Origin of the sequence: Pseudomonas silesiensis (assembly GCF_001661075.1) — a bacterium.
In the GTDB taxonomy this organism is placed as follows: Bacteria; Pseudomonadota; Gammaproteobacteria; order Pseudomonadales; family Pseudomonadaceae; genus Aquipseudomonas; species Aquipseudomonas silesiensis.
On record NZ_CP014870.1, the window covers coordinates 4,261,793 to 4,288,123 of the forward strand.

At 59.2% G+C, this 26,331-nt stretch carries 19 protein-coding genes and 5 pseudogenes; 14 read left to right on the forward strand and 10 right to left on the reverse strand.

What is annotated here, in order from left to right:
• Window positions 1-231 precede the first annotated feature (231 nt).
• On the forward strand, window positions 232-1,461 hold the full coding sequence (locus PMA3_RS18900; protein WP_064678607.1) for a hypothetical protein: 1,230 nt from the start codon (window positions 232-234) through the stop codon (window positions 1,459-1,461).
• Between the two features lie 43 nt (window positions 1,462-1,504).
• Here PMA3_RS18900 and PMA3_RS18905 read toward each other — a convergent pair whose 3' ends face one another.
• Window positions 1,505-3,181, reverse strand: a complete 1,677-nt coding sequence (locus tag PMA3_RS18905) for an MFS transporter (RefSeq protein ID WP_064678608.1) — start codon at window positions 3,179-3,181, stop codon at window positions 1,505-1,507.
• 437 nt (window positions 3,182-3,618) lie between these two features.
• Here PMA3_RS18905 and PMA3_RS18910 point away from each other — a divergent pair, with 437 nt between their 5' ends.
• The gene (locus PMA3_RS18910; protein WP_064678609.1) at window positions 3,619-5,334 is read left to right on the forward strand and encodes an amidase; all 1,716 of its coding nucleotides are present in this window, start codon (window positions 3,619-3,621) and stop codon (window positions 5,332-5,334) included.
• A gap of 220 nt (window positions 5,335-5,554) precedes the next feature.
• Here PMA3_RS18910 and PMA3_RS18915 read toward each other — a convergent pair whose 3' ends face one another.
• Both PMA3_RS18915 and PMA3_RS18920 read right to left on the reverse strand, forming a co-directional pair.
• Window positions 5,555-7,720 (reverse strand): methyl-accepting chemotaxis protein, encoded by a 2,166-nt coding sequence (locus tag PMA3_RS18915; RefSeq protein WP_064678610.1) that lies wholly within the window; start codon window positions 7,718-7,720, stop codon window positions 5,555-5,557.
• 179 nt (window positions 7,721-7,899) lie between these two features.
• Window positions 7,900-8,121 carry a hypothetical protein gene (locus PMA3_RS18920; RefSeq protein ID WP_064678611.1) on the reverse strand — a complete coding sequence of 74 codons (222 nt, stop codon included), beginning with the start codon at window positions 8,119-8,121 and terminating at the stop codon, window positions 7,900-7,902.
• 580 nt (window positions 8,122-8,701) lie between these two features.
• Between PMA3_RS18920 and PMA3_RS18925 the strand changes: the two genes are divergently transcribed.
• The 8 genes and pseudogenes from PMA3_RS18925 to PMA3_RS30960 all read left to right on the forward strand — a co-directional run bounded on the left by PMA3_RS18925 (window position 8,702) and on the right by PMA3_RS30960 (window position 16,732).
• A complete protein-coding gene (locus PMA3_RS18925) occupies window positions 8,702-11,578 on the forward strand; it encodes a C1 family peptidase (protein WP_064678612.1) in 2,877 nt (958 codons plus the stop codon).
• 383 nt (window positions 11,579-11,961) lie between these two features.
• A pseudogene (locus tag PMA3_RS33665) lies at window positions 11,962-12,276 on the forward strand (PAS domain-containing protein); the annotation flags it as partial.
• A gap of 186 nt (window positions 12,277-12,462) precedes the next feature.
• Window positions 12,463-13,527 carry a methyl-accepting chemotaxis protein gene (locus PMA3_RS18935; RefSeq protein ID WP_420848699.1) on the forward strand — a complete coding sequence of 355 codons (1,065 nt, stop codon included), beginning with the start codon at window positions 12,463-12,465 and terminating at the stop codon, window positions 13,525-13,527.
• Between the two features lie 127 nt (window positions 13,528-13,654).
• Window positions 13,655-14,149, forward strand: coding sequence for a PaaI family thioesterase (locus PMA3_RS18940; protein WP_064678615.1), 495 nt, complete (start codon window positions 13,655-13,657; stop codon window positions 14,147-14,149).
• 107 nt (window positions 14,150-14,256) lie between these two features.
• Window positions 14,257-14,685, forward strand: coding sequence for a hypothetical protein (locus PMA3_RS18945; RefSeq protein WP_064678616.1), 429 nt, complete (start codon window positions 14,257-14,259; stop codon window positions 14,683-14,685).
• A gap of 200 nt (window positions 14,686-14,885) precedes the next feature.
• Window positions 14,886-15,767 (forward strand): phage antirepressor N-terminal domain-containing protein, encoded by an 882-nt coding sequence (locus tag PMA3_RS18950; RefSeq protein WP_064678617.1) that lies wholly within the window; start codon window positions 14,886-14,888, stop codon window positions 15,765-15,767.
• 307 nt (window positions 15,768-16,074) lie between these two features.
• The gene (locus PMA3_RS18955; protein ID WP_064678618.1) at window positions 16,075-16,521 is read left to right on the forward strand and encodes a hypothetical protein; all 447 of its coding nucleotides are present in this window, start codon (window positions 16,075-16,077) and stop codon (window positions 16,519-16,521) included.
• A 50-nt stretch (window positions 16,522-16,571) separates the two neighbouring features.
• Window positions 16,572-16,732: pseudogene (locus PMA3_RS30960) on the forward strand (DUF2986 domain-containing protein).
• A 228-nt stretch (window positions 16,733-16,960) separates the two neighbouring features.
• Here PMA3_RS30960 and PMA3_RS18960 read toward each other — a convergent pair.
• The 6 genes and pseudogenes from PMA3_RS18960 to PMA3_RS32910 form a co-directional block, all read right to left on the reverse strand.
• Window positions 16,961-17,272: pseudogene (locus tag PMA3_RS18960) on the reverse strand (tyrosine-type recombinase/integrase); the annotation flags it as partial.
• Between the two features lie 125 nt (window positions 17,273-17,397).
• Window positions 17,398-18,609, reverse strand: a complete 1,212-nt coding sequence (locus tag PMA3_RS18965; RefSeq protein WP_202970117.1) for a hypothetical protein — start codon at window positions 18,607-18,609, stop codon at window positions 17,398-17,400.
• A 118-nt stretch (window positions 18,610-18,727) separates the two neighbouring features.
• Window positions 18,728-18,859 (reverse strand): annotated as a pseudogene (locus tag PMA3_RS30965) (integrase core domain-containing protein); the annotation flags it as partial.
• Window positions 18,860-18,978: 119 nt separating this feature from the next.
• On the reverse strand, window positions 18,979-19,170 hold the full coding sequence (locus PMA3_RS18970; RefSeq protein WP_064678620.1) for a hypothetical protein: 192 nt from the start codon (window positions 19,168-19,170) through the stop codon (window positions 18,979-18,981).
• Between the two features lie 68 nt (window positions 19,171-19,238).
• Window positions 19,239-20,855 (reverse strand): arylsulfatase, encoded by a 1,617-nt coding sequence (locus PMA3_RS18975; protein ID WP_064678621.1) that lies wholly within the window; start codon window positions 20,853-20,855, stop codon window positions 19,239-19,241.
• A gap of 213 nt (window positions 20,856-21,068) precedes the next feature.
• A pseudogene (locus PMA3_RS32910) lies at window positions 21,069-21,200 on the reverse strand (6-hydroxy-3-succinoylpyridine hydroxylase); the annotation flags it as partial.
• A 578-nt stretch (window positions 21,201-21,778) separates the two neighbouring features.
• Here PMA3_RS32910 and PMA3_RS18980 point away from each other — a divergent pair.
• On the forward strand, window positions 21,779-22,141 hold the full coding sequence (locus PMA3_RS18980) for a DUF6124 family protein (protein WP_064678622.1): 363 nt from the start codon (window positions 21,779-21,781) through the stop codon (window positions 22,139-22,141).
• 108 nt (window positions 22,142-22,249) lie between these two features.
• Here the strand turns inward: PMA3_RS18980 and ilvA are convergent, their stop codons facing one another.
• Window positions 22,250-23,290: a threonine ammonia-lyase, biosynthetic gene (gene ilvA, locus PMA3_RS18985; RefSeq protein WP_082930376.1), complete on the reverse strand. Its 1,041-nt coding sequence runs from the start codon at window positions 23,288-23,290 to the stop codon at window positions 22,250-22,252.
• Window positions 23,291-23,725: 435 nt separating this feature from the next.
• Here ilvA and galB point away from each other — a divergent pair, with 435 nt between their 5' ends.
• From galB to PMA3_RS19000, 3 genes are read left to right on the forward strand one after another with little or no spacing between them, the layout of a single operon-like run.
• Complete coding sequence (gene galB, locus PMA3_RS18990; protein WP_064678623.1) at window positions 23,726-24,460, forward strand: 4-oxalmesaconate hydratase; 735 nt, start codon at window positions 23,726-23,728, stop codon at window positions 24,458-24,460.
• A complete protein-coding gene (locus tag PMA3_RS18995) occupies window positions 24,457-25,173 on the forward strand; it encodes a 4-carboxy-4-hydroxy-2-oxoadipate aldolase/oxaloacetate decarboxylase (RefSeq protein ID WP_064678624.1) in 717 nt (238 codons plus the stop codon). Before galB ends, PMA3_RS18995 begins: the two co-directional genes overlap by 4 nt.
• Window positions 25,174-25,177: 4 nt before the next feature.
• Window positions 25,178-26,269: a 4-oxalomesaconate tautomerase gene (locus tag PMA3_RS19000; RefSeq protein ID WP_064678625.1), complete on the forward strand. Its 1,092-nt coding sequence runs from the start codon at window positions 25,178-25,180 to the stop codon at window positions 26,267-26,269.
• Window positions 26,270-26,331 lie beyond the last annotated feature (62 nt).

Sequence of the window (26,331 nt, forward strand, 5' to 3'; positions counted from 1 at the left end):
TTTTACTGAATTTTATCCGACCCACAAGCACCCTCTCACACTTGGCACAGTTTCTGCTCTATTCCCATAAAGTTCATAGGTCAGACGCCGTATCACCTACGAAACAGCATAAACAAAAAACGCACTGCAATACCGCAACACTCGAAGTCACTCGCCCATTGCCACTTTCAAGGCAAGCGGGAAAGTGTTGCCGGTCACTTTGTAGCGCCCACTATTGCAGGGGAAGTGAGCATGAAGAATTACGTGATATGCCTCGGGCTGATGATGACCAGTTGCGTCAGTTTCGCCGGCGAACCCGGCCCTGCCGCGCCCGTGACCTCGACTACCGGTAAAAAGCCCTTCCCGCACATCGCCTGGCGCAGCGACGATGGCCAGAGCAGCCTGGACATCGGCGGCGCCTTGCGCACCAACTACCGCGACGAGCATTGGGATACCACCGAAAACAATGGCCGATTCCTGTTCGACACCTTCCGCATCGACGTGCAGGCGACTTACAAAAACCTGTACAGCGATGTCGGCTACTGGTTCCAGGACGACGGCAAACGCTCCATCGATCGCGGCTTCGTCGGTTACCGCATCAACAGCAACTCAAACCTGCAACTGGGCGCGCCGTTCAAGCCGTTCGGCCTGGAACCCTACCCGCAATTCGGCTGGAGTTATCACCTGCCCTTCTTCATGGGGTATGGCGTCAGCGCCGGTTCGGGTTTGAAGTACAGCTACAAGGACAAGGACTGGGACCTGCAACTGGGGTATTTCCCGCGCATGTTGCCCTCGGACATCCGCTACTCGCCGGAAGTCGGACGCTACGCCGACCTCAAGGACAACGCGATCCCCTTCACCCAGTCGCGCCAGGACAACGAGAAGCACAACCAGATCAACGCCCGCGTCACGCGGACCTTTGTCAACGACGGCTGGAAAGCCGAGGTCGGCGCTTCGGTGGCCGCTGCCCAGTTGTACAACGCCACCACCCGCGATGACGGTGATTACTGGGCCGGCGGCATTCACGCCGTGATCAATGCCGGCCAATGGACCGTCAGCACCCAGGGCATCCGCTACGAGTACGACCCGAAAAACCCCGCCGGCGTCAGCAACGACTCGGTGCTGATGGGCGGCAATGGCCTGACGCCCGCGTACCTGATCGCCTCCAAGGCAACCATCGCTTCGCTGAACGTCGGCTATGACATTCCGACGCCGAAGCTGGGGCAATTGAAGAAGATCAAACTGTACAACGACTACAGCCGCATGATGAAAGACCAGAGCGGTTGGGACGATTCGCAGATGTACACCGTCGGCGCACAATTCCTGGCGATGCCGATCATGGCGTGGGTCGACCTGACCTGGGCGAAAAACGCCAACCCCTACGGCGGTGCGGAAAACGGTACCGGCTTCACTAACACAAGCTCGATCGGCAGCAACGAGTGGTACTACCGGACCAACATCAACATCGGCTACTACTTCTGATGGGTGTTGCCCTCTCCCAAGCGGGAGAGGGCAAACGTCAGGCTCAGGTGTGATGAATGTCCCGGTCCTTGGTTTCCGGCAGGAAGAAAATACCCAGGATGGCCGTCATCACCGCGATGATGATCGGGTACCACAGCCCGTAGTAGATATCACCCGTGGCCGCGACCATGGCGAACGCTACGGTAGGCAGGAAGCCGCCGAACCAGCCGTTGCCGATGTGGTACGGCAGCGACATCGAGGTGTAGCGGATGCGCGCCGGGAACAGTTCCACCAGCCAGGCGGCGATCGGGCCGTAGACCATGGTCACGTAGATCACCAGGATGGTCAGGAGCAGCAGCACCATCGGGTAGTTGGTCTTGGCCGGGTCGGCCTTCTCGGGGTAGCCGGCTTCCTTGAGCGACGAACCCAGGGTCGCGACGAAGGCGTCGTTCCTGGCCTTGAAGTCGGCGGCCGGCATGCCGGTGCCCTCGAAGCTCTGGATGACTTTGTCACCGATACGCACCTGCGCAACGGCGCCAGGTTCGGCCTTCACGTTCTCATAGGGGATGGCCCGCTTGGCCAGCACCGTCTTGGCCAGGTCGCAGGAGCTGGTGAATTTGGCCTTGCCCACCGGGTCGAACTGGAACGAGCACTGGTCGGGATCGGCGATCACCGTGACCGGGTTCTTCGCCTGCGCGGCGAACACGTCGGGGTTACCGTACTGGGTCAGCGCCTGGAAGATCGGGAAGTAGGTCAGCGCCGCGAGGATGCAGCCGGCCATGATGATGCCCTTGCGGCCGATGCGGTCGGACAGGCTGCCGAATATGACGAAGAACGGCGTCCCGATCAGCAGCGAGCCGGCGATCAGCAGGTTGGCGGTCTGCGGGTCGATCTTCAGCGTCTGCAGCAGGAAGAACAGCGCGTAGAACTGCCCGGTGTACCAGACCACGGCCTGGCCGGCAGTGCCGCCGAGCAGGGCCATGATCACGATCTTGAGGTTGTCCCAACGGGCGAAGGATTCGGTCAGCGGCGCCTTGGAAGACTTGCCTTCAGCCTTCATTTTCAGGAACACCGGCGACTCGCTGAGTTGCAGGCGGATGTACACCGAGACGATCAGCAACAGGATCGACAGCAGGAACGGAATCCGCCAGCCCCAGGCCTCGAAGGCTTCGGTGCCGAGGATGGTGCGACAGGCGAGGATCACCAGCAGTGACATGAACAGGCCGAGGGTCGCTGTGGTTTGAATCCACGAAGTGAAATAACCGCGCTTGCCTTTGGGCGCATGCTCGGCGACGTAGGTCGCCGCACCGCCGTATTCACCGCCCAGGGCCAGGCCTTGCAACAGGCGCAGGGTGATCAGGATGATCGGCGCTGCCACACCGATGGTCGCATAGCCGGGCAGGAAGCCGACGATGGCCGTGGAAATACCCATGATCACGATGGTGATGAGGAAGGTGTGTTTGCGCCCGATCATGTCCCCCAGGCGGCCGAACACAATGGCACCGAAGGGGCGTACGGCGAAGCCCGCGGCGAACGCGAGGAGCGCGAAGATGAACGAGGTTGTCTCGTTGACCCCGGCGAAGAAATGCTTGGCGATGATCGCGGCAAGCGAGCCGTAAAGGTAAAAGTCGTACCACTCGAACACGGTGCCCAGGGACGAGGCAAAGATGACTTTGCGCTCCTCCTTGCTAAGCCCGTGGTGGGGGGTGCTACGCGTGGTTATATTGTCGATTGCGGGCATAAGTCTTCTCCGTCTTTGTTGTTATTTACAGGCCGGAGTACCCCACTACACCTTCTTGCCGCACCCTGGCCCTGGGGCTGATGTCATCGGATTACGGATTGCGCAAAGCATGCACACAGGTTGGCGGCCTCGCATTGCTGCAAGGTTTCCTGAAGCATAATCGGCTTCGTGCAGATATCCACTCGCAGACGACAGTTACTTGCGCGACCTCGACCCTTTGCGGCCAGACACCCACACGGGCGGGCGAAGCGTTTCACCGATCCCCGTGCTTGGTGTTAAATAGAACGTCCAGGGTGTCAGCCCGGCCCTGTCGCGAATTGCACTGCCACGAGAACCGTTATGAACCCCCATTTCAAGACCCGCGCTGTCCTTGCCTCCAGGACCCCGCTCGATGCAAACACTCACCGCGTCGCCCCTGCGCAGTCGGCGGTCATCCCATGATCGAAGTCACCGAAGTCTCCATTGCCGAACTGCGTGCGGCGCTCGAATCAGGCCGCACCACTGCGGTCGAGCTGGTCCAGGCGTATCTGGCCCGGGTCGATGCCTACGACAGTCCAGACACCGCCACTGCCCTCAACGCGGTCGTGGTGCGCAACCCCGAGGCCCTCGAGGAGGCCCGGGCGTCCGATGCCCGTAGGGCCAAGGGCGAAACCCTGGGACCACTCGATGGCATCCCTTATACGGCCAAGGACAGTTACCTGGTCAAGGGGCTGACCGCCGCCTCGGGCAGTCCGGCATTCGCCAACCTGATCGCCTGTCGCGATGCGTTCACCATCGAACGGCTGCGGGCTGCGGGTGCGATCTGCCTGGGCAAGACCAATATGCCGCCCATGGCCAACGGCGGCATGCAACGCGGGGTCTACGGTCGCGCGGAGAGTCCGTATAACGCCGACTACCTCACCGCCCCCTTCGCCTCGGGCTCATCGAACGGCGCCGGGACCGCCACCGCCGCCAGCTACGCGGCCTTCGGCCTGGCTGAAGAGACTTGGTCGAGCGGGCGCGGGCCTGCGTCGAACAATGGCCTGTGCGCCTACACGCCGTCGCGCGGGGTGATCTCGGTGCGCGGCAACTGGCCGTTGACCCCGACCATGGATGTCGTGGTGCCGTTTGCCCGGACCATGGCCGACCTGCTCGAAGTGCTCGACGTAGTGGTCGCGGAGGATCCCGACACCCGCGGCGATCTGTGGCGGATGCAACCCTGGGTGCCGATTCCAAGTGTCGCCTCGGTACGCCCGGCCTCCTATGCATCGCTTGCGGCGGATCGCTCTGCGCTCGCCGGCAAACGCTTTGGCGTGCCGCGCATGTACATCAACGCCGATCCCGAAGCCGGTACGGCGGATGCGCCGGGTATCGGCGGCCCGACCGGGCAGCGGATCAACACCCGGGCCTCGGTGATCGGGCTCTGGGAAGAGGCTCGCCAGGCACTCGAGGCCGCAGGCGCCGAAGTGCTCGAGGTCGACTTCCCGATGGTCTCCAATTGCGAGGGCGATCGTCCGGGTGCACCGACGGTGTTTACCCGGGGCCTGGTGTCCAAGGAGTTCCTGCATCACGAGTTGTGGGATCTGACGGCCTGGGCGTTCGATGATTTTCTGCAAGCCAACGGCGATCCGAAGCTGAATCGCCTGGTCGATGTCGACGGGCCGCTGATTTTCCCCCACGACCCGGGAACCCTGCCCAATCGCGAGGGCGACCTGGTCGCGGGCATGGATGAGTACGTGCGGATGGCCGAGCGCGGCATCACCCCCTGGGATCAGATCACCACAGTGCCGGATGGATTGCGCGGGCTGGAACAGACCCGTCGGATCGATCTGGAAGACTGGATGGACCGGCTGGGGCTCGATGCGGTGATCTTCCCGACGGTCGCCGACGTCGCGCCGGCGAATGCCGACGTCGACCCGCAGTCCGCGGATATCGCCTGGAGCAACGGCATCTGGGTCGCCAACGGCAACCTCGCCATCCGCCACCTGGGCGTGCCCACGGTCACGGTGCCGATGGGGATAATGCCGGATATCGGCATGCCGGTCGGGCTGACGTTTGCCGGTCGGGCTTATGACGATTCGACGTTGTTGCGGTTGGCGGCGGCGTTTGAGTCGACGGGAACCAAGCGCATGATTCCGCCTCGGACGCCGCCATTGCCGAGTGGCAAAAAATAGGAGCAGCAGGAAGGGTGCCAGCCGACATTGATGCCGGATGTCAGTACGCCTTCGCGGGCAAATCGAATCGTCGCACCGCCGCTCCCACAGGAATCGATGCCGTGCACACATAGTGTGCCCGACACAAAACCCTGTGGGAGCTGGCTTGCCTGCGATGGCGTACTGGCAGCCAGCCGATCCATTCCGACCGTACTCGATCCCTTCTCCACCTCTCCCGCCTTCAAGCCGCCGCCACCCGTTCACTGCAATTACTCACCTCAAACTGCCCCACCAGTTTCTGCAGTTTGTTGGCATTGAGCCTCACGGTTTCGGCACTGCTCTGCAGCACCACCACCGTCTGGCGCATCTGGGTGGAAGACTGGTCGACCTGCCGGATTGTCTTGCCGTAATCCAGGCTGTGGTTGTTGAGCTGCTGAATGATCGCAAACATGCTTTCCACCGCTTGATGCAACTGCACGTTTTCCGAGGAGGCATCTTCGGCCAGGCGCAGGCTGTTATCGACGTCCTTGACCCCCTCCTCCATGAAGCTGACGGCTTTTTGCGTTTCGCCCTGCAGACCTTCGACCATCTGCCGGATGTCGTCGGCCGCCCGTGACGTGCGCGCGGCGAGACTGCGCACCTCATCGGCCACCACCGCAAAGCCGCGCCCATGCTCGCCCGCGCGCGCCGCCTCGATGGCGGCGTTGAGCGCCAGCAGATTGGTCTGGTTGGTGATGTCGCTGATCAGGCTGGTGATCTTGCCGATTTGCGTCATCCGGCTGTCGAGCAATTGCACGCTGGAAGACGAGCGCTCGACCACATCCCGAATCGACTGGGTGCCGGCCTGCACCGCGAGAAACTGTTCACGGGCACGGGTGACGACTTCGTCCATCACCTGCTTCATCTGCTCGGCGCCGGCCGAGGCTTGCTGGATCTCGCCCAACTGGTCTTCCACGATGATCATCATGCGGTGCACCGCTTCGGACACCTCGGCCGAAGTGATGCCGGCTTCCTGGCTGCGGCCCAGCATCATCTGATTGGTGGCGCCGACGTTGCGACTGGCCTTCACCACTTGCCCGACCACCGAGTCCAGGTGGTCGATGAAGCTGTTGATCCAGCGCCCCATGTCACCGGTCTCGTCGTTGGCCATGGTCGTGGTGTCCAGGCGCTGTCGCAGGTTGCCCTCGCCCTCGGCGATGGTCCTGATCACACCGGTCATCCCCTCCAGCCTTGCCGCCAGGCGCTTGGGCCCCAGCAGGCTGAACAGGAGCGTGGCGCCCACCATGCTCACCACTTCGACAGCATCGATCAGGCCCTGGGTCAGGCCACTGTAATGCTGGACCACGAAATTGCAGGCAAACAGGCCGGTCATGGTCGCCAGATAAGGCTTCATCAGGCCATGGGTGAGCGAGCGCCGACGGTAGACCTCCTCCAGGTCGGCCTCGCACATCATGCCCCAGCGGTCAGGTGAGCCTGGCAACTGGAAGGTGACACCCTTGCCGACCACGGGAACGTGCCGGTAATCCGAGTAACCGGGATAAGTCACGAACAGGTTGGAGCCCTTGCGGATGGTCTCGCGGACACCCGGGTGCAGTTGCTGGGTCGCCGGGTCGGTGAAGCGCAGTTCCAGTTCGGTGTGGCGCTGGATCTGCACGGTCTTCCACGGCGTGTGCACGCCGCTCTTGAGGTTTTCGCCATGGGTAAAAGTGCCGTCCTCGAAACGTGAGCGCGACAAGGCCGTCCCCGGCTCGATGGCGGGATCGAATCGCGACTGCGCCATGAACAGATAGTTGTCGCCGGACTCGGCAAAAATGTGCCCGGCCTCGCGCTGGATCAGATCGCCCAACACATCGTTGGGCACACGGCCACAGAGGCAGCCAAGGACCTTTCCATCGGCCTTCAGGGGCTGATAAAACATCAAGGTGACTTCATCGTGGAAGCGTGAAGAGGATGGACCGATGTTCAAGGTCAGTGGATCGCGGTAAGGACCATGAAGAAACGGCGCCTTCAACCCTTCGGCCAATGCACGGGTGTGCTCGAGCCGGGTGTTGCCCCGTCGGTTCCAGGTCGAGACGATGACGTTGCCAGCGACATCGACCACGAACAACTCGGAAAAATCTTCCGCCTGGCGCAGTTTGTCCATCAAGGCTGCACTGTCGAGGTGGGCGAAATCGCGGCCGAGATGGTCCGCCAGTTCAGCCAAGTGTTCCCACTGCTCGCGGGTCCAGTTGTGCAGCAATTGCACGCGGGTTTCAGCGATGGCTTCGAAGGTTTGCTCGATGACCGGGTAAGCCGATCGATTGAGCCGGCACGACCAGCCCATCGCTATCTTTCCGGTTTTGCCGAACCAGGGTAACCAGCGCTTCTCACTGGGGGATAACGGCATGGAATGACTTGATAGCGACATTAAATTAACCCACTGCGACACTAAGATGGCAATTTAATAGCAAATACCAGGCCAATTCGTAAGCAGGCTAATCATCCCGCCGAGAGCAGGAAAATAGCCTTGGCACGTCGAAATGCACTGCTTCAACTCAGTGCGCCTACCGTGACATGCCCCGGAAAAACGCGAGCTCCAGGCGCTTGTCAGTCCTTGGCCTCCTCACGCTGCAACACCGACTCCCCCGCCTGTGGCGGCAGCCGCAGGTTGTCCAGCAAAGCGATAGCCGCAATCACCGCCACACAGAGGAATGTCAGCTGAAAGTCGACGGTTTCGGCCTGCCCGGTGGAGCCATGGATGTTCATCACCAGACGCAGCAGCAAGGCGCCGATGGCAACCCCCATCGCCATGCTCAGCTGGAAGAACATGCTGAACAGGGTTGAAGCGTCGCTCTTGTGCGCCTTGGGTATTTTGGGTTGACCTGATCGACACGATCGTTGAGTTGCCGGCGGTGATCGAAGAACATCCATGCCCGCCTGGCGCGAGGAGAAACCCCACAAAGCTCCTGACAGCAATACCCCCTGTTATCGGTGTTGGACATAACTTTTATGTTCACCACCGATCCCTGTGGGAGCGGGCTTGCCCGCGATGGACGTGAACGATGACGTGCACTGCCTGAATGTACGCGGAGCCTTGACGTCCATCGTCGGAACGCCACCCGGGAGACAGTGACAAAATTTCAATTTCATCCATAAACAACCCTCGGGCCGCTAATGTCTTGGTAGACCTGCGCGGATAGCGTCATTACATATTCTCCGGCACGGCTATACTTCAAAAACGCTTTGCACCTCAAAAAGTCGCTCCGTGGTGTTGTTCCCGTCGTCTCAGCGCCGTTGATCTCAGCCGTTTCGCATTTGCGCCCAGGGGCGGTCACATCTGCACGTCAGGTGCCCGGCTAGGGCTGCAGCCAATGCAGCACTTGGAAAACGGACAACGGGAGGTAGACTCATGAACATGCTACTGGCACGGAACCAGGGTGGCGATGACGTAGCGGAACTTCGCAAGCAACTGGCCAGGGTACTGGCCGAAGACGAGCAAGGATTCCCCGGCCTTGCAGGAGGAAGTGATTTCGACGCATTGACGGAATCGGCGGTCCGTCACTGGCAATCGGGAATCGGCATAGTGGCGGACGGAGTGGTCGGTCCTTACTGCCAGAGCCTGCTGGGTCTGCGCAAGCTCAAGGCGCTGGCCATGGCGCTCAGCGTGGATACGGTGAAGCTTCTATTTCCCGCCACCAAAGCTTCGAACATCCAGCGCTACCTTCCCTATGTCGTTGCGGCCCTGGCAGCGGCCGACCTGACGGACAGGCCGATGATACTGGCCGCGTTAGGCACCATTCGCGCCGAGACCGAAGGCTTCGTGCCCATTTCGGAGTTTCCCTCGAAGTTCAATACCAGGCCGGGCATGCCGCCGTTCAGCGCCTACGACGGCAGAGCGGGCCTCGGCAACACCGAGCCCGGTGATGGCGCGAACTTCCGCGGCCGTGGCTTCGTACAACTGACCGGGCGCCACAACTATCACGTCTATTCAGAGAATATTGACCTGGATATCGAAGCGCAGCCGGACCTTGCCAATGCTCCCGAGGTAGCGGCCACCCTCCTGGCGCGATTCCTTGCCGACCGGGCGTCCAGGATTCGTACCGCCCTGGCCAGTGACAACTATCGCGCGGCCCGCAAGGAGGTCAACGGTGGCTCCCACGGCCTCGACCGCTTCAGCGATGTCTTCAGACTTGCAGAACTGATTCCACAGCCGACTCGCGCCCGTCAGGTCAAGGGCGCGGCGGCGAAAAAGGCTGCAGCGAAGCCAACGCCAGTCGCGCGTCAACTCGATGCCAGCAAGGACCCGGTGGACCTGCGTGACCGCACCTACATGCCACCCCCTTCAAGCCTGCCCGATGCCTTTCCCAGTGACGATCTGATCAAGGAGTATCTGCCGCGCTATACCCAGTCGGGGTTGATCCTTGACCAGGGCCGGGAAGGTTCCTGCACCGGTTTCGGGCTGGCTTGCGTGGTTAACTACCTGCGCTGGCGCAAGAACGGCAACGGCAAAGTTCCGGAATCGGTCAGCCCGCGGATGCTGTTCAACTACGCGCGACGCTACGACGAGTTCGCCGGCGAGGACTACGAGGGCTCCAGTTGCCGTGGCGCCCTTAAGGGCTGGCACCACCACGGCGTGTGCCTGGAGTCCGACTGGCCCTACGATGACCAGGACACCCTGCCACCCAAGTTCGGTTATGCAACCCGTGCAACCAACAACACATTGGGCATTTACTACCGTATCGACATCAGTTCCATCACCGATCTGCAGGCCGCCATCTGCCAGGTCGGTGCGATCTATGTGTCCGCTTTCACTCACGACGGCTGGAACCACTTGGCAAAACCCAAGGGCAAGGTCAACCGACATGGTGCCCTGCCGGCCATTCCGTTCGACGGCAGGCCGTCGCAGAGTGGCGGCCACGCCTTCGCCCTGGTCGGTTTCAATGCCACCGGCTTCATCGTGCAGAACTCCTGGGGCGTCACCTGGGGCGGGGGCGGTTTCGCCCTGCTGACCTACGCCGACTGGCTCGCCAATGGCATGGACGCCTGGGTTGCAGCCCTGGGCGTACCGGGGGTGATGCTCGGCCAAATGGCCGCAGGCCGCAGTACGGCAAACGCTGCGGCCGCTGTCGACAGTTCCCAGTGGTGGGATGAACCCAAGGCCTATGAGCACAGCGTGATCTTCGGCAACAACGGACGTATCGATCGTCACCTCACCCAGGACGAGCTGAACCGTTCACTGCTGTACCAGGCCTGCGGGCTGCCTGACCAGTGGTTCCGTTCCCAGCCGGGCAAGACCAAGCGCCTGGTGGTCTACGCCCACGGCGGACTGAACGACCAGGCCGCCGCCATCGAGCGTGCGAGGGCGATGGGACGCTTCTTCCTGGGCAATGGCTGCTACCCGCTGTTCATCGTCTGGAAGACCGGTGTACTCGAATCCATCACGGACATCATCACCGACAGGTTCCAGCGCGAACCGGCCCGTGCCGGCGGTTTGCGCGAGAATATCCAGGACGGAGCCGACACCCTCCTTGAACGGGGAATTGGCCGCCCCTTCGCCCGTCCGATCTGGAGCGAGATGAAAGAAAACGCCGAGTTTTCCAACCTGCCCACCCGCGGCGGCGACAAACTGGTGACGGCCCTACAGAACCTGGTCAGGACTTGGGGCGACGATCTGGAAATCCATCTGGTGGGACATTCGGCCGGCGCGATCTTCCTTGGCCATGTCATCGACCTGTTCGCATCACGCGGCCTCGAAACGAACGTCCGCTCGCTCCACCTCTACGCGCCAGCCTGCACGGTGCAGTTTGCCAATCGCCACTTCGCTCCCCACGAAACGCTGATACAGAACCTCTACCTGGACATCCTTTCGGACCGCAATGAGCGTGACGACAGCATCGGCCGCTATGGCAAGTCGCTGCTCTACCTGGTGTCCAACGCGCTGGAAGGCGACCTGCGCATGCCGATCCTTGGCCAGGCCAACGTGCTCGACCCCGAGTACAAGGGCTGGGACGGCTCCTCCAGCACCGGCGAGGCACTGGGCAAATGGCGCCAGACCGTCCAGTTGGCGGGCCTGGCCAGGCGCAAGCAGATCGACATCCTCGACACCGCCACGGTGTTCAGCTACCGATCGGACACGCCCGACAACCGCTCCAACGTCACCATCAAGCCGACCCACGGCTGCTTCGACAACAACGTGGATGTGGTGAGCCGGACGCTCAAGCGCATCACCGGAACCGAGCCGAAGCAGGAACTCAAGTTGCCGGTGGATGATCTGCGGGGCTTCTGACAGAACGCCCTGCGAATCATCAGTGAAGGGGGGAGTAGAACCCGTGGATCCGGTAGCGAAGTTTGGCTTGGTATCGCAGCTCGACTGAGCTCACTTCGCTCACCGGACAGTCCAGTGCGCGTGCTTCACCCAGTTTCCATGCCTGGATCTGCTGGCACTCCCGAGGTGCCCGGCCAGGGTCCTCGGCATCGACGATTTTGACCTTCATCTTGTTGACGGCGTAGTAGCCTCGAATTCCGAGGGGGCCGTCATGGATACTGGATCGGCAGGAGGCATGCTCCACACCTTCTTTTCCGACGCACAACCTGTCCTTTCAGAATGATTCATTAATCTTTCACCCATTGCAGCCGATGCCCCTAGCTTAGGGCATAGGAGCAATACAGATGAGAAACAACCAACCGGTTACGCAGCGCGAGGTTGCCCTTGGACCTCAACAAAAACTCATCTCGACAACGGATGCACGAGGCGTCATCACCTATTGCAATGACGACTTCGTTGATATCAGCGGTTTCAACAAATCCGACCTGATCGGCGCGCCTCAAAACATCGTTCGTCACCCCGACGTCCCCTCCGCCATCTTTGCCCATATGTGGGGCGCGCTCAAACTTGGCAAGCCGTGGATGGGCATCGTCAAGAACCGCTCCAAAAACGGCGACCACTACTGGGTCAACGCCTACGTCACGCCGATTTTCGAAGGTCGTGAGGTCGTTGGCTATGAATCGGTCAGGGGCAAGCCGACGGCCGAGCAGATCCGCCGCGCCGAAGCCCTCTATAAACGCATCAGTCTTGGAAAATCAGCCGTCCCGGGCAGCGATCAATGGCAACCCGCCCTACTCGCCTGGTTGCCTGTTGTGACGATCGGGTTGGTGGGGACGCTGGGCGGCATGTTCCTCGGCGCGCCTGAGGCTTTCATTCTGGCTGTCGGGGTATCGATTCCCATCGGGTTGTTTGTGTCCCGCAGGCAAAACCGCGGGGCGCGGCGTCTACTGGAAATGGCTGAGGCCTCTACCTCCGACTCGTTGCTGGCCAAAATGTACAGCGATGAACGCGGTTCTCAGGCACGCCTTGAAACGGCGTTCGTCAGTCAGGCGTCTCGGCTCAAGACCTGCCTCACCCGCCTGCAAGACACGGCAGAGCAACTGACCAGCCTGGCCGGGAGATCCGATGGACTCGCCGCCGATAGCTCTCGTGGACTGGACCGCCAACGGGTCGAGACCGAGCAGGTGTCGGCCGCAGTCAATCAAATGGCAGCCACCACGCAGGAGGTTGCCAGCCACGTCCAGCGCACTGCCGACGCCACTCAAGAAGCCAATGTGCTGACCGGACGTGGGCGCGAGGTGGCCCGGGACACCCGAGAAGCCATTCAGCGCCTCTCCGTCGTGGTGGGCGAGACAGGGCTGACGGTGGCGCAGCTGGCCAGGGACAGCAATGAAATCGGGACGGTGGTGGATGTCATCAAAGGCATTGCCGATCAAACCAACCTGCTGGCGCTGAACGCAGCCATCGAAGCCGCGCGCGCGGGCGACATGGGTCGAGGCTTCGCGGTGGTCGCTGATGAAGTGCGTCAGCTGGCACAACGCACGACTCAGTCCACGATCCAGATCCATAACCTGATTTCCAAGTTGCAGGTCTCATCCAGCAACGCGGTCAAAACCATGGAAAGCGGCCATCGACAGGCTGAAGAAGGCGTGGCGTGGGTGCTTGAGGCAGATAAGGCATTAGTCGGTATTAGTGAGGCCGTCGCGAACATCACGGACATGACTACCCAGATTGCCGCTGCGACCGAAGAGCAAACCGCCGTGGCCGAGGAAATAAGCCGCAATATCACGACCATTGCCAATCTGGCGGACCAGACATCTGAACAAGCCAGGCATTCGGCAGAGCTGAGCAAGGAATTGACCCAGACCGCTAAAACCCAGTATTCATTGGTCGAGCGATTCAACCGATAAGCCATTAACTTTCTTTAAAAAAGCCCGCTCCTGCGGGCTTTAAATTTTGGGCAAATCGATACCAGACCCCAATCCTCCGGACTGAGGTTAAAATACCCGCGGTTCACTTCCCTGAGGATGACAAGACATGTCCCCGCTCGACACCTCCCTGCAAGACAGCGCCGCGCCGGAAGGCGTGTGTTACGGCTGTGGCAGCAGCAACCCGCATGGGCTGCACATCAAGAGCTTCTGGCATGAGGACGGTGTGCATGTCATGGCCGAGCACAGGCCCGAAGCCAAGTACTGCGGCTGGCCGGACCTAGTCTACGGCGGGCTCATTGCGATGCTGGTCGACTGCCATTCGAACTGGACGGCGATGGCCTATCACTATCGGCAGGAACAGCGCGAGGCCGACAGCCTTCCGCGCATCAACTGCGTCACCGGCAACCTTGGCATCAAGTTCATCAAGCCGACCCCCATGGGCGTTCCGCTGACGTTGCGGGCAAGGGTAGAAGGTGATGTCGGACGCAAGACCCGGGTCATCTGCGAGGTGTATGCCGGGGACGTGCTGACAGCGGTTGGCGACTCGGTTTTCGTTCGGGTCGATACCGGGCAATTGGCCGATGCGGCTCACGGGCGCTAGCCGGCTATAACGACTCGGCAAGTCTTGGCTTCTGGCAACTCCGGAACCGTCTGCTACCGTCAACAAACGAGTCCGTATTGCGGCGGATTGTAAGGAGCAAACCCACCATGCCTGCCCATGAAGTGTTTTGGTCCAACCGTTTAAGACTGTCGCTGCTGGCGGGAGGACTCACCGCTACCTTGCTCGCGCTGGGTGGATGCGCCACTGTCGACGCGCGGACTACCGCCTATGTGGGCGTGGAGCATCCCGCACCGACGCTGGCCAGCGAGGTCGCCGTGTTGCGTACCGAGCCCCTTCGTCCCCATGTACGGCTGGGCGAAGTGCTCATTGATGCCAGTGTCGATCCCGCCCCGCCTATCGTCCAGGTCGAAGAAAAGCTGCGTGAAGAAGCTGCCAGGCTTGGGGGCGATGCCGCGGTGGTGGTTTACGACCATATCCAGCCCGTGGGCGCCTATGTCAACGGACCGCTATGGGCTCGAGACGTCAAAACCATCGAGGGTCGAAAACTCAAGGCGATTGTGATCAAGTACCGCTAACCACTTTCCAGGATTTTGTGCACACCACAGATCAAAATGTGGGAGCTACACCGGCGTGCCGGCGAAGAGGCGTTTCCACTGGACCAACAAACAAACAGCACTAGACTTCCAACCATGACGCTGACATTTTTTTTGTTCGGGTTTTTGCCGGCTTTGGCTCCGCGAATAGTCGGGCATGTAGTCAAAAAAGGAGCACCGCCATGCAGGAGCATCTGATGCCTGTCCCGTTCTACGAGGACACGGTTGTTCTGGTTGGTCAGGGCACTGATCCGTTTGTCGCTATGAAGCCGATCGTCAAGAACATGGGACTGGACTGGGAAACGCAGTTGCGAAGACTGGAGGAGAGATTTAACTCAGTGGTGGTTGAACTGACCACAACGGGAGGTGATGGCCAACAATACGCAATGACCTGTCTCCCCCTTCGCAAGCTTGCGGCGTGGCTCTACTCAATAAGCCCGGCCAAGGTGAAGCCCGAGTTTCGCGCCAAGATCGTTCGTTACCAGGAAGAATGCGACGACGTGTTGTGGGACTACTGGACCAAGGCCAGCACTTCTCGCGCCGGATCGCCGAACGTTGCTCAACTGATAGCCCTCTCACGCCATCGGGTTGCACTGCTCAAGGAATTGAGTCGTACCTGCGACAACGCCGTACGCACTGCGATCCATGAGCAAGTCGCACTCGCCTCCCACCAGTTAGGGTTGTCAGTCCCCGACCTGACCAGCATCGGGACCGGGGCACCACCTGCCACCGACATGTTGGTCGAGTTCTGGGGTGCGCTGGCGTTTCTGGACAGCAAGGGTGTGCGTTACAACCACTGCACCCCGTCGAAGGATTTTCTCTACTTACAGCTTCCCCACCTTGCCCAACTATTCCAAAAACACAACATTCAGATCAAGTTCACCCGCGAGTTGCGCCAGGCGATGAGAGAGTCCAAACATCCACGTTATATAAGCAATACGACTCAACACAGCGCTATAGAACGCATATCGCTGAAATGCTGGGTATTTGAGTGGCCCGTTCGCCGCGAACGAGATGTTTTTGAAGGCCACGATAAATATCCGGTCAGGCGAAATACAGCCTGACTGGATTTACCCCAGCCAAGCGAGCCAGCGACTGCGCTTTTTTGCCGGACTCTGCCCGCGATATCACTCTCCTGACGCTGTCCTGGTTGCCCATCGCTACTGATCGAGCAAGGCGACACCGCGCTATATGCCTCCAAGCGTGGCGGACGCGACAGTATCCGCCTGGTCGAAATGTTGCGTTTGCCGCAACTACCTCTAAGCTAGACAATGACTTACAGAATTACAAGGAGCGTTATACGACACGCCATCGCGACATGGCATGTCGCCTAATAATAGTTAGGACTCGAAAATATACCGGGGTACAGCCATGGCAGCTGATAAGCACTTATCTTCAGAATCGACAGTGGAAACAAAGAGCGCCTCTACGTTCCTACGCTCCACGGCAACTTGGGGCGTGATTGTTGGCACTGCCCTATGGACTGCGTTCTTCTTTGGATACATTATCGTCGGAGCATTATTTCCAACGCTGATCCCGGATAGCTGGTTTCTGCGCCTTGTTATTGAACATCCGGGCGGGACAATTGGTATCGCCATCTCGGCCATGTCCGCCTTTTCGGTTGTTGCGGTCTTGGATGTTTTGTCCAGGGATCCTTTGGAAATCAAATTCCTTGGGTTCGAACTAAAAGGTGCAGCCGGACCAGTACTGCTTTGGGTTGTTTGTTTTCTCGCTCTGGTTGCAGGTGGGAGCGCATTGTGGGACAAGAAAGGTTTGAGCCAAGAAGGCAAGGAAATCGCCCTTTCTGTGGGAAAGTGACTGGAGGCTTACGAGGGTCATTCAAGAACTTACATGCTGAGTAGAAAAACATGAATCGTCGTAAAAAATAAAGCAGCTATTAAAGGCTCACGCCAAAAAGGCTAGCGCCAAATTAGCACCGCCAAGCAAGTCTAAATACATTAGTAAAGCTGACCGATTGAAACTAGCTGCTGAATCCAGTCACGACTCAATCATTTCCTCTGAGAGCTGATCTATGTATCTTCAGCACCACCAGAATTTAAAAAACTGGTTGGGCTAGGCATTCCGATGGCACGTACCGCAAGAACGCGGACTAACAATACACTCAACGTCGCTCACTTCGGTTGCTGGACGCTGCGCGATAAAGCCGTGTAGCACCGACTAGTTCTACGTTAGCCAATGTCTGCAATGGGTCGGATAGCGACGGTCTGGCATAGACCGTCGCAGTGGATGGTCAGACTTATGTCTGCTCTGCCATTTCCAGGGCATCATCGACCTCGATGCCCAAGTACCTGACGGTGCTTTCAAGTTTCGTATGTCCCAGCAAGAGTTGAACTGCTCTCAGATTCTTTGTCCTGCGATAGATCAACGATGCCTTGGTTCGCCGTAGTGTGTGAGTACCGTACATGGTTGGGTCAAGCCCAATGGCGGTCACCCACGCTTTGACTATTCGAGCGTACTGTCTGGTGGAGAGATGGTCTGAGTCGTGCAAACGGCTCGGGAACAAGAAATCCTCGCTGTGGAGGTGAGCTTGATGCATCCAAGCCTCCAGATTGGGTACTAAGACAGCGCCAAGGCTGCGCTTGCCCAGTTGACTGTTCCACTTATAGAGGGTGGGGTGCGGCAGAAAAAATTTCGGTAATGACAGAAATCTACCCTTCCGCCTTGGCGCAACCATCATAGGCACAGGTCGGATCGATCGGGTTGCACCGCATTGCGCAAATCAAAATCGGTTTCCTCGACTCCATTCTTTGTCAGCGATATCCAATGAATTGAAGAGGGATTTCGCATCAATCCGAGGCTCCCGATATAGGACCAAGTCAGCGGCGAGCTCTGCACAGCTTTCAGCTTGATTGAAGAGGGTGTGAGCTCAAGGTGCAGAAGGCGGTTGTCTTGCGAAGGCGTATAGGCGATATTCTCGCTGGCGACAACATCGGCTCCCCTCACAGTTGCCGGCATGCATTCCAACGTCGCGCTGACGTTGCCGTCGTTGTCGATCAAGTACGCAAAACCTTTACCGTTCACCGTTGTACCGGTCACGAGAAAACGATCGATCGATGGAATATATTTGGCTTTGTAGGTGTAGTACTTCAAGCCGGATCTCAGGATCTTATGGGCGGAAAGTTTCCCGGTCTCAGGATCGAGTACCGTTATCTTCAAATTTGCAGAGGTTTGATCAGGTACGAATTGTTGCCAGACCAGTAGCGCGCGATTGCTGGAACCAGCAATCATCGGCCACCATTCACGCCGCTGGGGTGCGACATCGGACGTACTGAGCAGGTGGCCGTGACTATCGAAGACCTTTGCATATACACCATTGCCGGTACCGAGATCATCGACACCGCCACCGTTGACCCAGTCCTCGGAATACAACACGACGAAATGCTTTCCTGCCGCGGCAACATGGCCGGAATGTCCGCCGGTCGCAACGTTGCGCGGATACGGCGTGATCGGTCGCAGCTTCGCATCGTAAACGCCATAACGTTGATTGACTTCGTTTCTGGTATTCCAGCCGTCTTCAAATGAAAGCATGACATTGCCGTCAGTTGTTTGGGCGACCGACACCGGTTCTTGCGCTTCCGGCTTTCGGATGAATAGTGTGGGCGGACTGATCCGCGTATCATTGATTCCCCATTTCGAAAGGTAGATGTCGTGCGGCCAGTTGCCGTTTTCGTCCTCACCTTTTGGTGGATTTCCGGAACTGCTAATGAAAATCAAAAAACGGCCGTCGGCCCCTTTGACCGCTTCGATGCCATGCATATAGGAGCGCAAATCTTCCTGGTCGGGCGGCCGTGCTTGCGCATTTGCCGCGCTTAAGCAGAGCGCACCAGCGCATAACGCGGCGCGTGCCAAAGAGTGAGCGAACCGCTGATGTGGGTTACTGTTCATGTGTGTGTTTTCCCATCCCACAATATCCCTCACCAGCGCTACACCGTGGACCTTGTCGAGTGTCGCAATGCTGTGCGGTATTGGACTTGCCCCTACAAAACCGGACACCAACTCCCCGTTAAATTGATGCTACTGCCAAACGCCTGAACTCCCTCGGCGAGCGATAGTTCAAAGCGCTGTGCGGATGCTGCTCGTTGTAGTGTTCGAAGGCAATTGCCAAATTGCGTAAGGCCGTTTCTCGATCCGGCCTGGTCGTCGCCCGGCTCAATAAAGCGCGGTACCGATTACGTGTGCTCACGCCACGAACGGAAGAAGGTCGAAATGTTGTTCGCTCACCTCAAGCGAATACTGAGATTGGATCGTTTGCGACTACGAGGATAGATCACCCCCACGTTCGCGCCAGCTGGCGTTTTGGGCGAAGTATCGCCCGGACCAGTCGTTGTCGTAATTGGCCGCCAGGCCAAAGTCAGCGTACTGGCCGAAGCCAATGCTCCAGTAAGCGTGCTGACTGCACAGGGCACACAGGGCAATGGCGGACAGGGCGGATGTTTTTATTTGCATGGGTCACCTCAGCAAATGTCCGTCATGAATGCGGGTGGCGAGCGCTAGCCACCCGCGAATTCAACTGCTTACTTGCCCATGGCCGCCCGGGCCGCTTCGATCCTGGCTTTGACTGCTTCGAGGTTGAAGCTCGCGCCTTTTTGCATGGGCGGGAACTCAACCGCTGTTTCAGCCAGTTTGACCACCTGCTGCTGCACAAACACAAATCGCCAGAACTGGAATTTGAACCACTCGAAATACTCCAGCGAGCCATTGGCCGCCATGTTTTCCGGCCATCCGGCGCGTTCGAACGGGTCGAGGCGCAGGTTGGTCAGGATCGGCATGTCGAGCGTGGTTTTTGCCCCTAGCCAGCCACCAGGCTGGTCAATAAAGCGGTACTTGAAGTCATCGATACGGATTGCGCCCAGCGTGCTTTCGCCGAAGTAGAAGACCTCATGGCGATTCGACGGACCTTTGCCAGTGATCATCGGTGTTTGGTCATAGCCGTCCAGGTGCACTTTGTAAGTGGTATCGCCAAGTTGTTTACCCTTGAGCAGTTCGGCGCTGATGTTCGGGTTGCCGGCCGCCGCGACGAAGGTCGGGAACCAGTCCATTCCGGACATGATGCCATTGGCCACCGTGTTTGCCGGTACTTTGCCCGGCCAACGAACGATCGCCGGCACCCGGAAACCACCTTCCATTACCGTGCCTTTACCCATGGCAAACGGCGTGGTGCCGCCATCCGGCCAGGTGAAGTTTTCCGCGCCATTGTCAGTGGTGAACAACACAATGGTGTTGTCATCCATGCCGTCTTTTTTCAGCTTGGCCATCACGTCGCCGACGATGTCGTCGAGCTGCGCCATGCCGGCTTCCTGCTCCGACCAGCCATTTTGCGCGTTGCGCATGGCTTCGTACTTGTCGGACAGGTGCGTGACGATGTGCATGCGGGTCGGATTGAGCCACAGGAAGAACGGTTTGTTGTCCTGCTTGGCCTTGTCGATGAAGGTGAAAGCTTTGTCGCGAATCTCGTCGTCGACGGTCTTCATCCGCTCCGGATAGAGCGTTCCGGCGTCTTCGATTTTCTGTTTGCCGACCTTGCCCCAGCGCGGCATCACGGTCGTATCGTCCGTCGTCGTGGCCCAGCTGTGGACCATGTTCCGGGGGCCGACGGTATCCAGAAGTTCCTTCGGATAATTGGGGTGCGCTGGATCTTCCATGGCGTCGAGGTGATAGAGATAACCGAAGAACTCGTCGAAACCATGCACGGTCGGCAGGAACTGATTCAAGTCGCCCAAGTGATTCTTGCCGAACTGGCCGGTGGCGTAGCCCATGGATTTGAGTGTGGTGGCAATGGTGACCGCTTCGGCGGGAATACCAATGGGAGAACCGGCCTGCCCGACAGTGGTCATCCCGGTACGGATCGGCAGTTCGCCGGTAATGAAGTTGGCCCGCCCTGCGGTGCAACTGGCCTCGGCGTAGTAGTCGGTGAAACGCATGCCTTCGGCCGCGAGCTGGTCGAGGTTGGGTGTTCGACCGGCCATCATGCCCTGGTTGTAGACACCGATGTTGGACCAGCCAATATCGTCACCCATGATGACCACAATGTTGGGGACTGTTTTGTCGGCTGCTTGAGAGAGGACGGGGAAAACCATTGCAGACAACAGTACTGATACAGCGAACGCCGTTGATAACTTTGTCCGGTTCATGTCGAGCTCCTGCGCACTTGCGTGAGTACCCTGAGACGAGCCCCCAACCGTCCTGAAAATTGGATCCCCCGCGAAGAGCGTAGGTACGAATTGCTAAATATCCAGTATTTAGTTTCTCGACTGTAAGCTGTTGTTTCATGGGCTTTACAGCTGGACTGCTGGTCAGATGAATAGTGGCATCTCATCCACCCAAGGTCCGCGCGTGTCTAGATTTATTTCTTTCAGCAGCTCTGGTTGCCCATACCATGACTCCGGCTTGGTGGTCGGGCGCTTGCCAGAGATGACTCGGGGCAATTGGCAGGCTGCAAGCTCGCTCGAGTTGATTTGTCGACGTGTCCAGTGCGCAGGCGATCCCTGCATTTCTCGTATTCCAGAAACGAAAAAACCGGCTAGCGCCGGCTTTTTCCCCCTCCAACCAGATGGTCAAACCACGCCGCTCGTGAGGGTCAGTTGTTGAGCGAAGTGTTGCGGATTGGCGCGTGCGATGCAACAAATCTGGTTAACCTCAGGTAGAGCAGTCAGCGATTCATCCACGATTCAGAAACGTTCGCTCATGCAATTTAAACATCCACCGAAGGCACGTGTTTAAGCGCCCTACAACTTACTTCCTGAAAGCCACAAGACCTTGCGCCGTTGCCTACAGGTACGCCAGAATCCGCCGGCTTGTGCGCCCCTGCCCCGCTCGGTAACTTGATTCCCGTCACTGCCCATCAGTGATCGGGTTTAGCAGCCCGGGGTTATAAGTAAGGTGCACAAGCTCTTGTCAGTCAGGCATTCCCATGCCTGCACTTGATGGTGGTTGTGCGCAGGGCGCCTTCGGGCGCGCCGGCTTTGCTAGCTTCCCCGGTCTGCTAACCTGCGTACAGCTGCCTCCCTCTCGTTTAGCAGCAGGAGGGCGGGCACCCAATCACGGAAGTCAGCTTATGTTCAAGGTCACACCCAATCCCCCGGACACCGATCCGGCATCCCCCTACGAAAGCCCCGACTCAAACACACTCAACGAAGATGCCGAACGCGCCCTCGATTTCCACTCCCCGTCGACTGCCGACATCAAAGCCACGCCGCGCACACCCAGCACCCTGTTTACCGTCGACCCGCAGGCCACGACCGAAACCCTCGCGGTTTATCTGGTCGAGACCCTGGCCTCGGTCGATGTAATGGTCCATCACCTGGTGGATCATCTGAACGGCGGATCGCGCAATGCCCTGCTGGGTATTTCCAACAGCATCATGCTGGCGGAAATCACGGCGAACCGAATGCTGGATCAAATCGATCCGCCCACTTGAGGCGAACGAGCCAGCCATGCGGGCTGTGCAGCGGTCCCTTTTTCAGGGGACCGCATTTCAGCGGATGGTCATTCCAATATCGAAACCAGCCGCGGCTCAATCGAACAATCAAGCACCTCCAATGATGAGAGGCTCATCGGCTCCCGCGCAAACCACTGCCGCGCGCTCGGCCACGTGCCGTAACGTGTCGAAATTGATATTGGCACCGGAATCGATGGCGATCAGCGTCTGCCCCCGGACACCCGTGCGCGCTACGTATTTCTTGATCCCGGCGACGGCCAATGCGCCGGAAGGCTCGGTGATCGAGCGGGTGTCGTCGTAGATATTCTTTGTTGCGATGCACAGTTCATCGTTACTGACGGTTATCACCTCATCGACGCAAAACCGGCACACTTCGAAACCATGGGCACCGATCTGCGCGACCGCTACGCCATCGGCGAAGGTGCCCACGCTGGGCAGGACTACACGCTCATCGGCCTGTAAAGCAGCATGCAAGCAGGCGGAGTGTTCCGACTCGACGCCAATGATGCGCACCTCTGGCCGCAGGTATTTGACGTACGCGGCAATGCCGGCAATCAAACCGCCACCGCCTACCGGGACAAAGATTGCGTCTAACGGCCCTTGATGCTGACGCAGGATTTCCATGGCGACAGTGCCCTGCCCGGCAATGACATCCTGATCGTCGAAGGGCGAAACGAAGTGCTTGCCGGTTTGCTCGGCCAGTTTCAGCGCATGGGCCAAGGCAAACGGGAAGCTGTCCCCGTGCAACAGTGCCTCGGCGCCGCGACTGCGTACACCCAGCACCTTCAACTCCGGGGTGTTGGCGGGCATGACAATGGTGGCGTCGATCCCGAGTTCCCGTGCCGCCAGCGCCACGCCTTGGGCATGATTGCCGGCTGAAGCGGTAATCACGCCGCACTTCTTCTGCGCAGCGGTGAAATTCACCAGTTTGTTGTAGGCGCCCCGGATCTTGAAGGAGAAGGTCGGCTGCAGGTCTTCGCGCTTGAGCAGGATCTGATTGCCCAAGGCCAGGGACAACGCCGGTGCCGGTTGCAGCGGTGTACGTATGGCGAGTTCGTAGACCGGCGCGGCGAGGATCTTTTTAACGTAAAGCGCAAGCAGGGTTTGTTGGGCGGGTGTACTGAACATGAGGGTCTCCTGACCTTGATCAGAGCCCCGAGACAGAAAAAGAAAACCCGCCTCGAGGGCGGGTTGGGTGCTGCAGTCGTGAGCTAGCCCGCCAAGTGAGGAATGGCGGTAATAATGCTTGGCTGGCAGCGCAATACAGTGGAAGTCATGCCCGAAAACTAGCCGGGCGACGGGTGTTAAGTCAATGGCCAATTTCCCCTGCCCCTCTTTTACCTGGCCAACTGCACTGCGACATACTCAACTGCTTGACTCAACGTCAGCTTCAGAGGCCCCCTTCGGCTTCAAATCATCCATCGGGTTCCAGGGCAGCGGCTGCAGCGTGCAGAACTTGCCTCGATAAGCAAAACGCATACCTCTTGCAGCTGAACGCATTATCCATCACCCCAGCCAGGTGCGAATGTGGCCCTACCAAACAGCGCAAGAAGAGCCCTTCAAATGACTGATACAAAAAAAACCGCACTGGTCGTCAGCGCCCATTCCGCCGATTTCGTCTGGCGTGCCGGCGGTGCCATCGCCCTGCATGCAAGCCAGGGTTATGCCGTGCACATCGTGTGCCTGTCCTACGGCGAGAGAGGTGAATCGGCCAAGCTCTGGCGCAAGGGCGAGATGTCCGAAGACAAGGTCAAGATTGCACGTCGCAGCGAGGCCGAAGCAGCGGCGCAGATCCTCGGCGCCACTGTGGAATTCTTCGACATCGGCGATTACCCGATGCGGGCGGATAAAGAGACGTTGTTCCGTCTGGCCGATGTATTCCGCCGGGTGCAACCGGAGTTTGTCCTCAGCCATTCGATCAAGGACCCTTACAACTACGACCACCCGCTGGCCATGAACCTGACCCAGGAGGCGCGCATCATCGCTCAGGCTGAAGGTTACAAGCCGGGCGAGAAAATCATCGGTGCCCCACCGGTGTACAGCTTCGAACCCCATCAACCCGAGCAATGCGAATGGCGCCCGGATGTCCTGCTGGATATCACTGAGGTCTGGGACAAGAAATATGCCGCCATCCAGTGCATGGCCGGTCAAGAGCATCTCTGGGAGTACTACACCCGTGTCGCACTGCAACGAGGCGTACAGGCCAAACGCAATGTGGGGATCACCTCCACCCGCAACATCGAGTACGCCGAGGGCTACCAGAGTCTCTTTCCACGGGTAACGGAGAATCTGGGATGAGCGCACTGATTGGAAAAACCGGCATCGTCGTTCGCTCTATTTCCCGAGCCGACCGCGCACTGATCGATGAACTGGATCGATTCGGTGTCGCCACCGTGCATGAAGCCCAGGGCCGCAAAGGCCTGCTGGACTCAGCTATTCGCCCGATCCAGCAAAACCAGAGCATCAGTGGAACGGCAGTCACCGTGCTGGTTGCGCCAGGGGACAACTGGATGTTCCATGTCGCGGTCGAACAGTGCCAACCCGACGATATTCTGGTGGTAGCGACATCGTCGCCCTGCACGGACGGCTACTTCGGCGACTTGCTCGCCACCTCGCTGATGGCTCGAGGGGTACGCGCACTGATCATCGATGCCGGGGTGCGCGATACTCGAATCCTGAGGGACATGGGCTTCAAGGTATGGTCGCGGGCGGTTCATGCCCAAGGCACGGTCAAGGAAACGCTGGGCTCGGTCAACATACCGATCATCTGCGCCGGCCAATGGGTCGAGCCCGGTGACCTTGTGGTCGCGGACGATGACGGCGTGGTGATTGTCCGCCGCGAAGAGTTGCCGACGGTTGTCGAAACCAGCCGCAAACGCGCCAGACTGGAGGAGCAAAAACGTGTGCGCCTGGCAGCCGGCGAATTGGGGCTGGATATCTACGAGATGCGTCAGAAACTCGCCGACCGCGGTTTGACCTATTACGACAGCCTCAACGACCTGCCAGGATGAACGTATGAGCCAGACTCGTATTCCTTGCCTGATGATGCGCGGCGGCACATCCAAAGGCGCGTACTTTCTTGCGCACGATCTGCCCGCCGAAGGGCTGCTGCGAGACCAGGTGTTATTGGCTGTCATGGGATCACCCGATGCACGACAGATCGACGGTATCGGCGGCGCGAACTCGTTGACCAGCAAGGTCGGAATCATTCGCCGCTCCGAGCGTCCTGACGCCGACGTCGATTACCTGTTCGCCCAGGTGACGGTGGAGCAGGCCCAGGTCGATTATGGCCAGAACTGCGGAAATATCCTGGCAGGGGTCGGACCGTTCGCCATCGAACGTGGCCTGGTCAGCGTTCGGGGGCCAGTGACGTCAGTGCGGATTTTCATGGAGAACACCGGCCAGATCGCCATCGCCGAGGTTCCGACTCCGGATGGCACGGTCAGTTACGCCGGCAACGCGCGCATCGATGGTGTTCCCGGGACGGGTGCCCCGCTGATCATTCAATTCGAGGACATCGCAGGCTCCAGCTGCGGCGCACTGTTGCCGACGGGAAATACCATTGATCGTTTCGATGGCATTGACGTGACCTGCATCGATAACGGCATGCCGGTTATTTTGATTCGAGCCAGCGACGTCGGCCGTAGCGGCTACGAAAGTCCCGAACAATTGGATGCCGACAGCGAACTCAAGGCCGTGCTCGAATCCATCCGCTTGCAAGCGGGGCCCTTGATGAATCTGGGGGACGTCAGCCAGCGTAGCGTCCCGAAAGTGTCGTTGATTGCCGCCCCTCGCGATGGCGGCGCGATTTGCAGCCGCACCTTCATCCCCCATCGTTGCCACGCTTCAATCGGGGTATTTGGCGCGGTGAGTGTCGCCTCCGCGTGTCAGGTACCCGGCTCGGTCGCCAGCGGACTGGCGCGGGCAGCGCCGACCGGTGAACGCGTACAGGTATCGGTAGAACATCCGACTGGAGAGTTCACGGTGGAACTGCGCATGCAAAACGGTCAACTGGCGGGCTGTGGGCTGTTGCGCACGGCCCGGTTGTTGTTCGACGGCGATGTATTTATTGCGCAAAGCGTCTGGCAGAACGAGGTGAAACGATGACGCCGAGCACCATCACACCGATCGCCTTCGGCAAGTCCGGGAGTATTTTTCCTGATCGATAC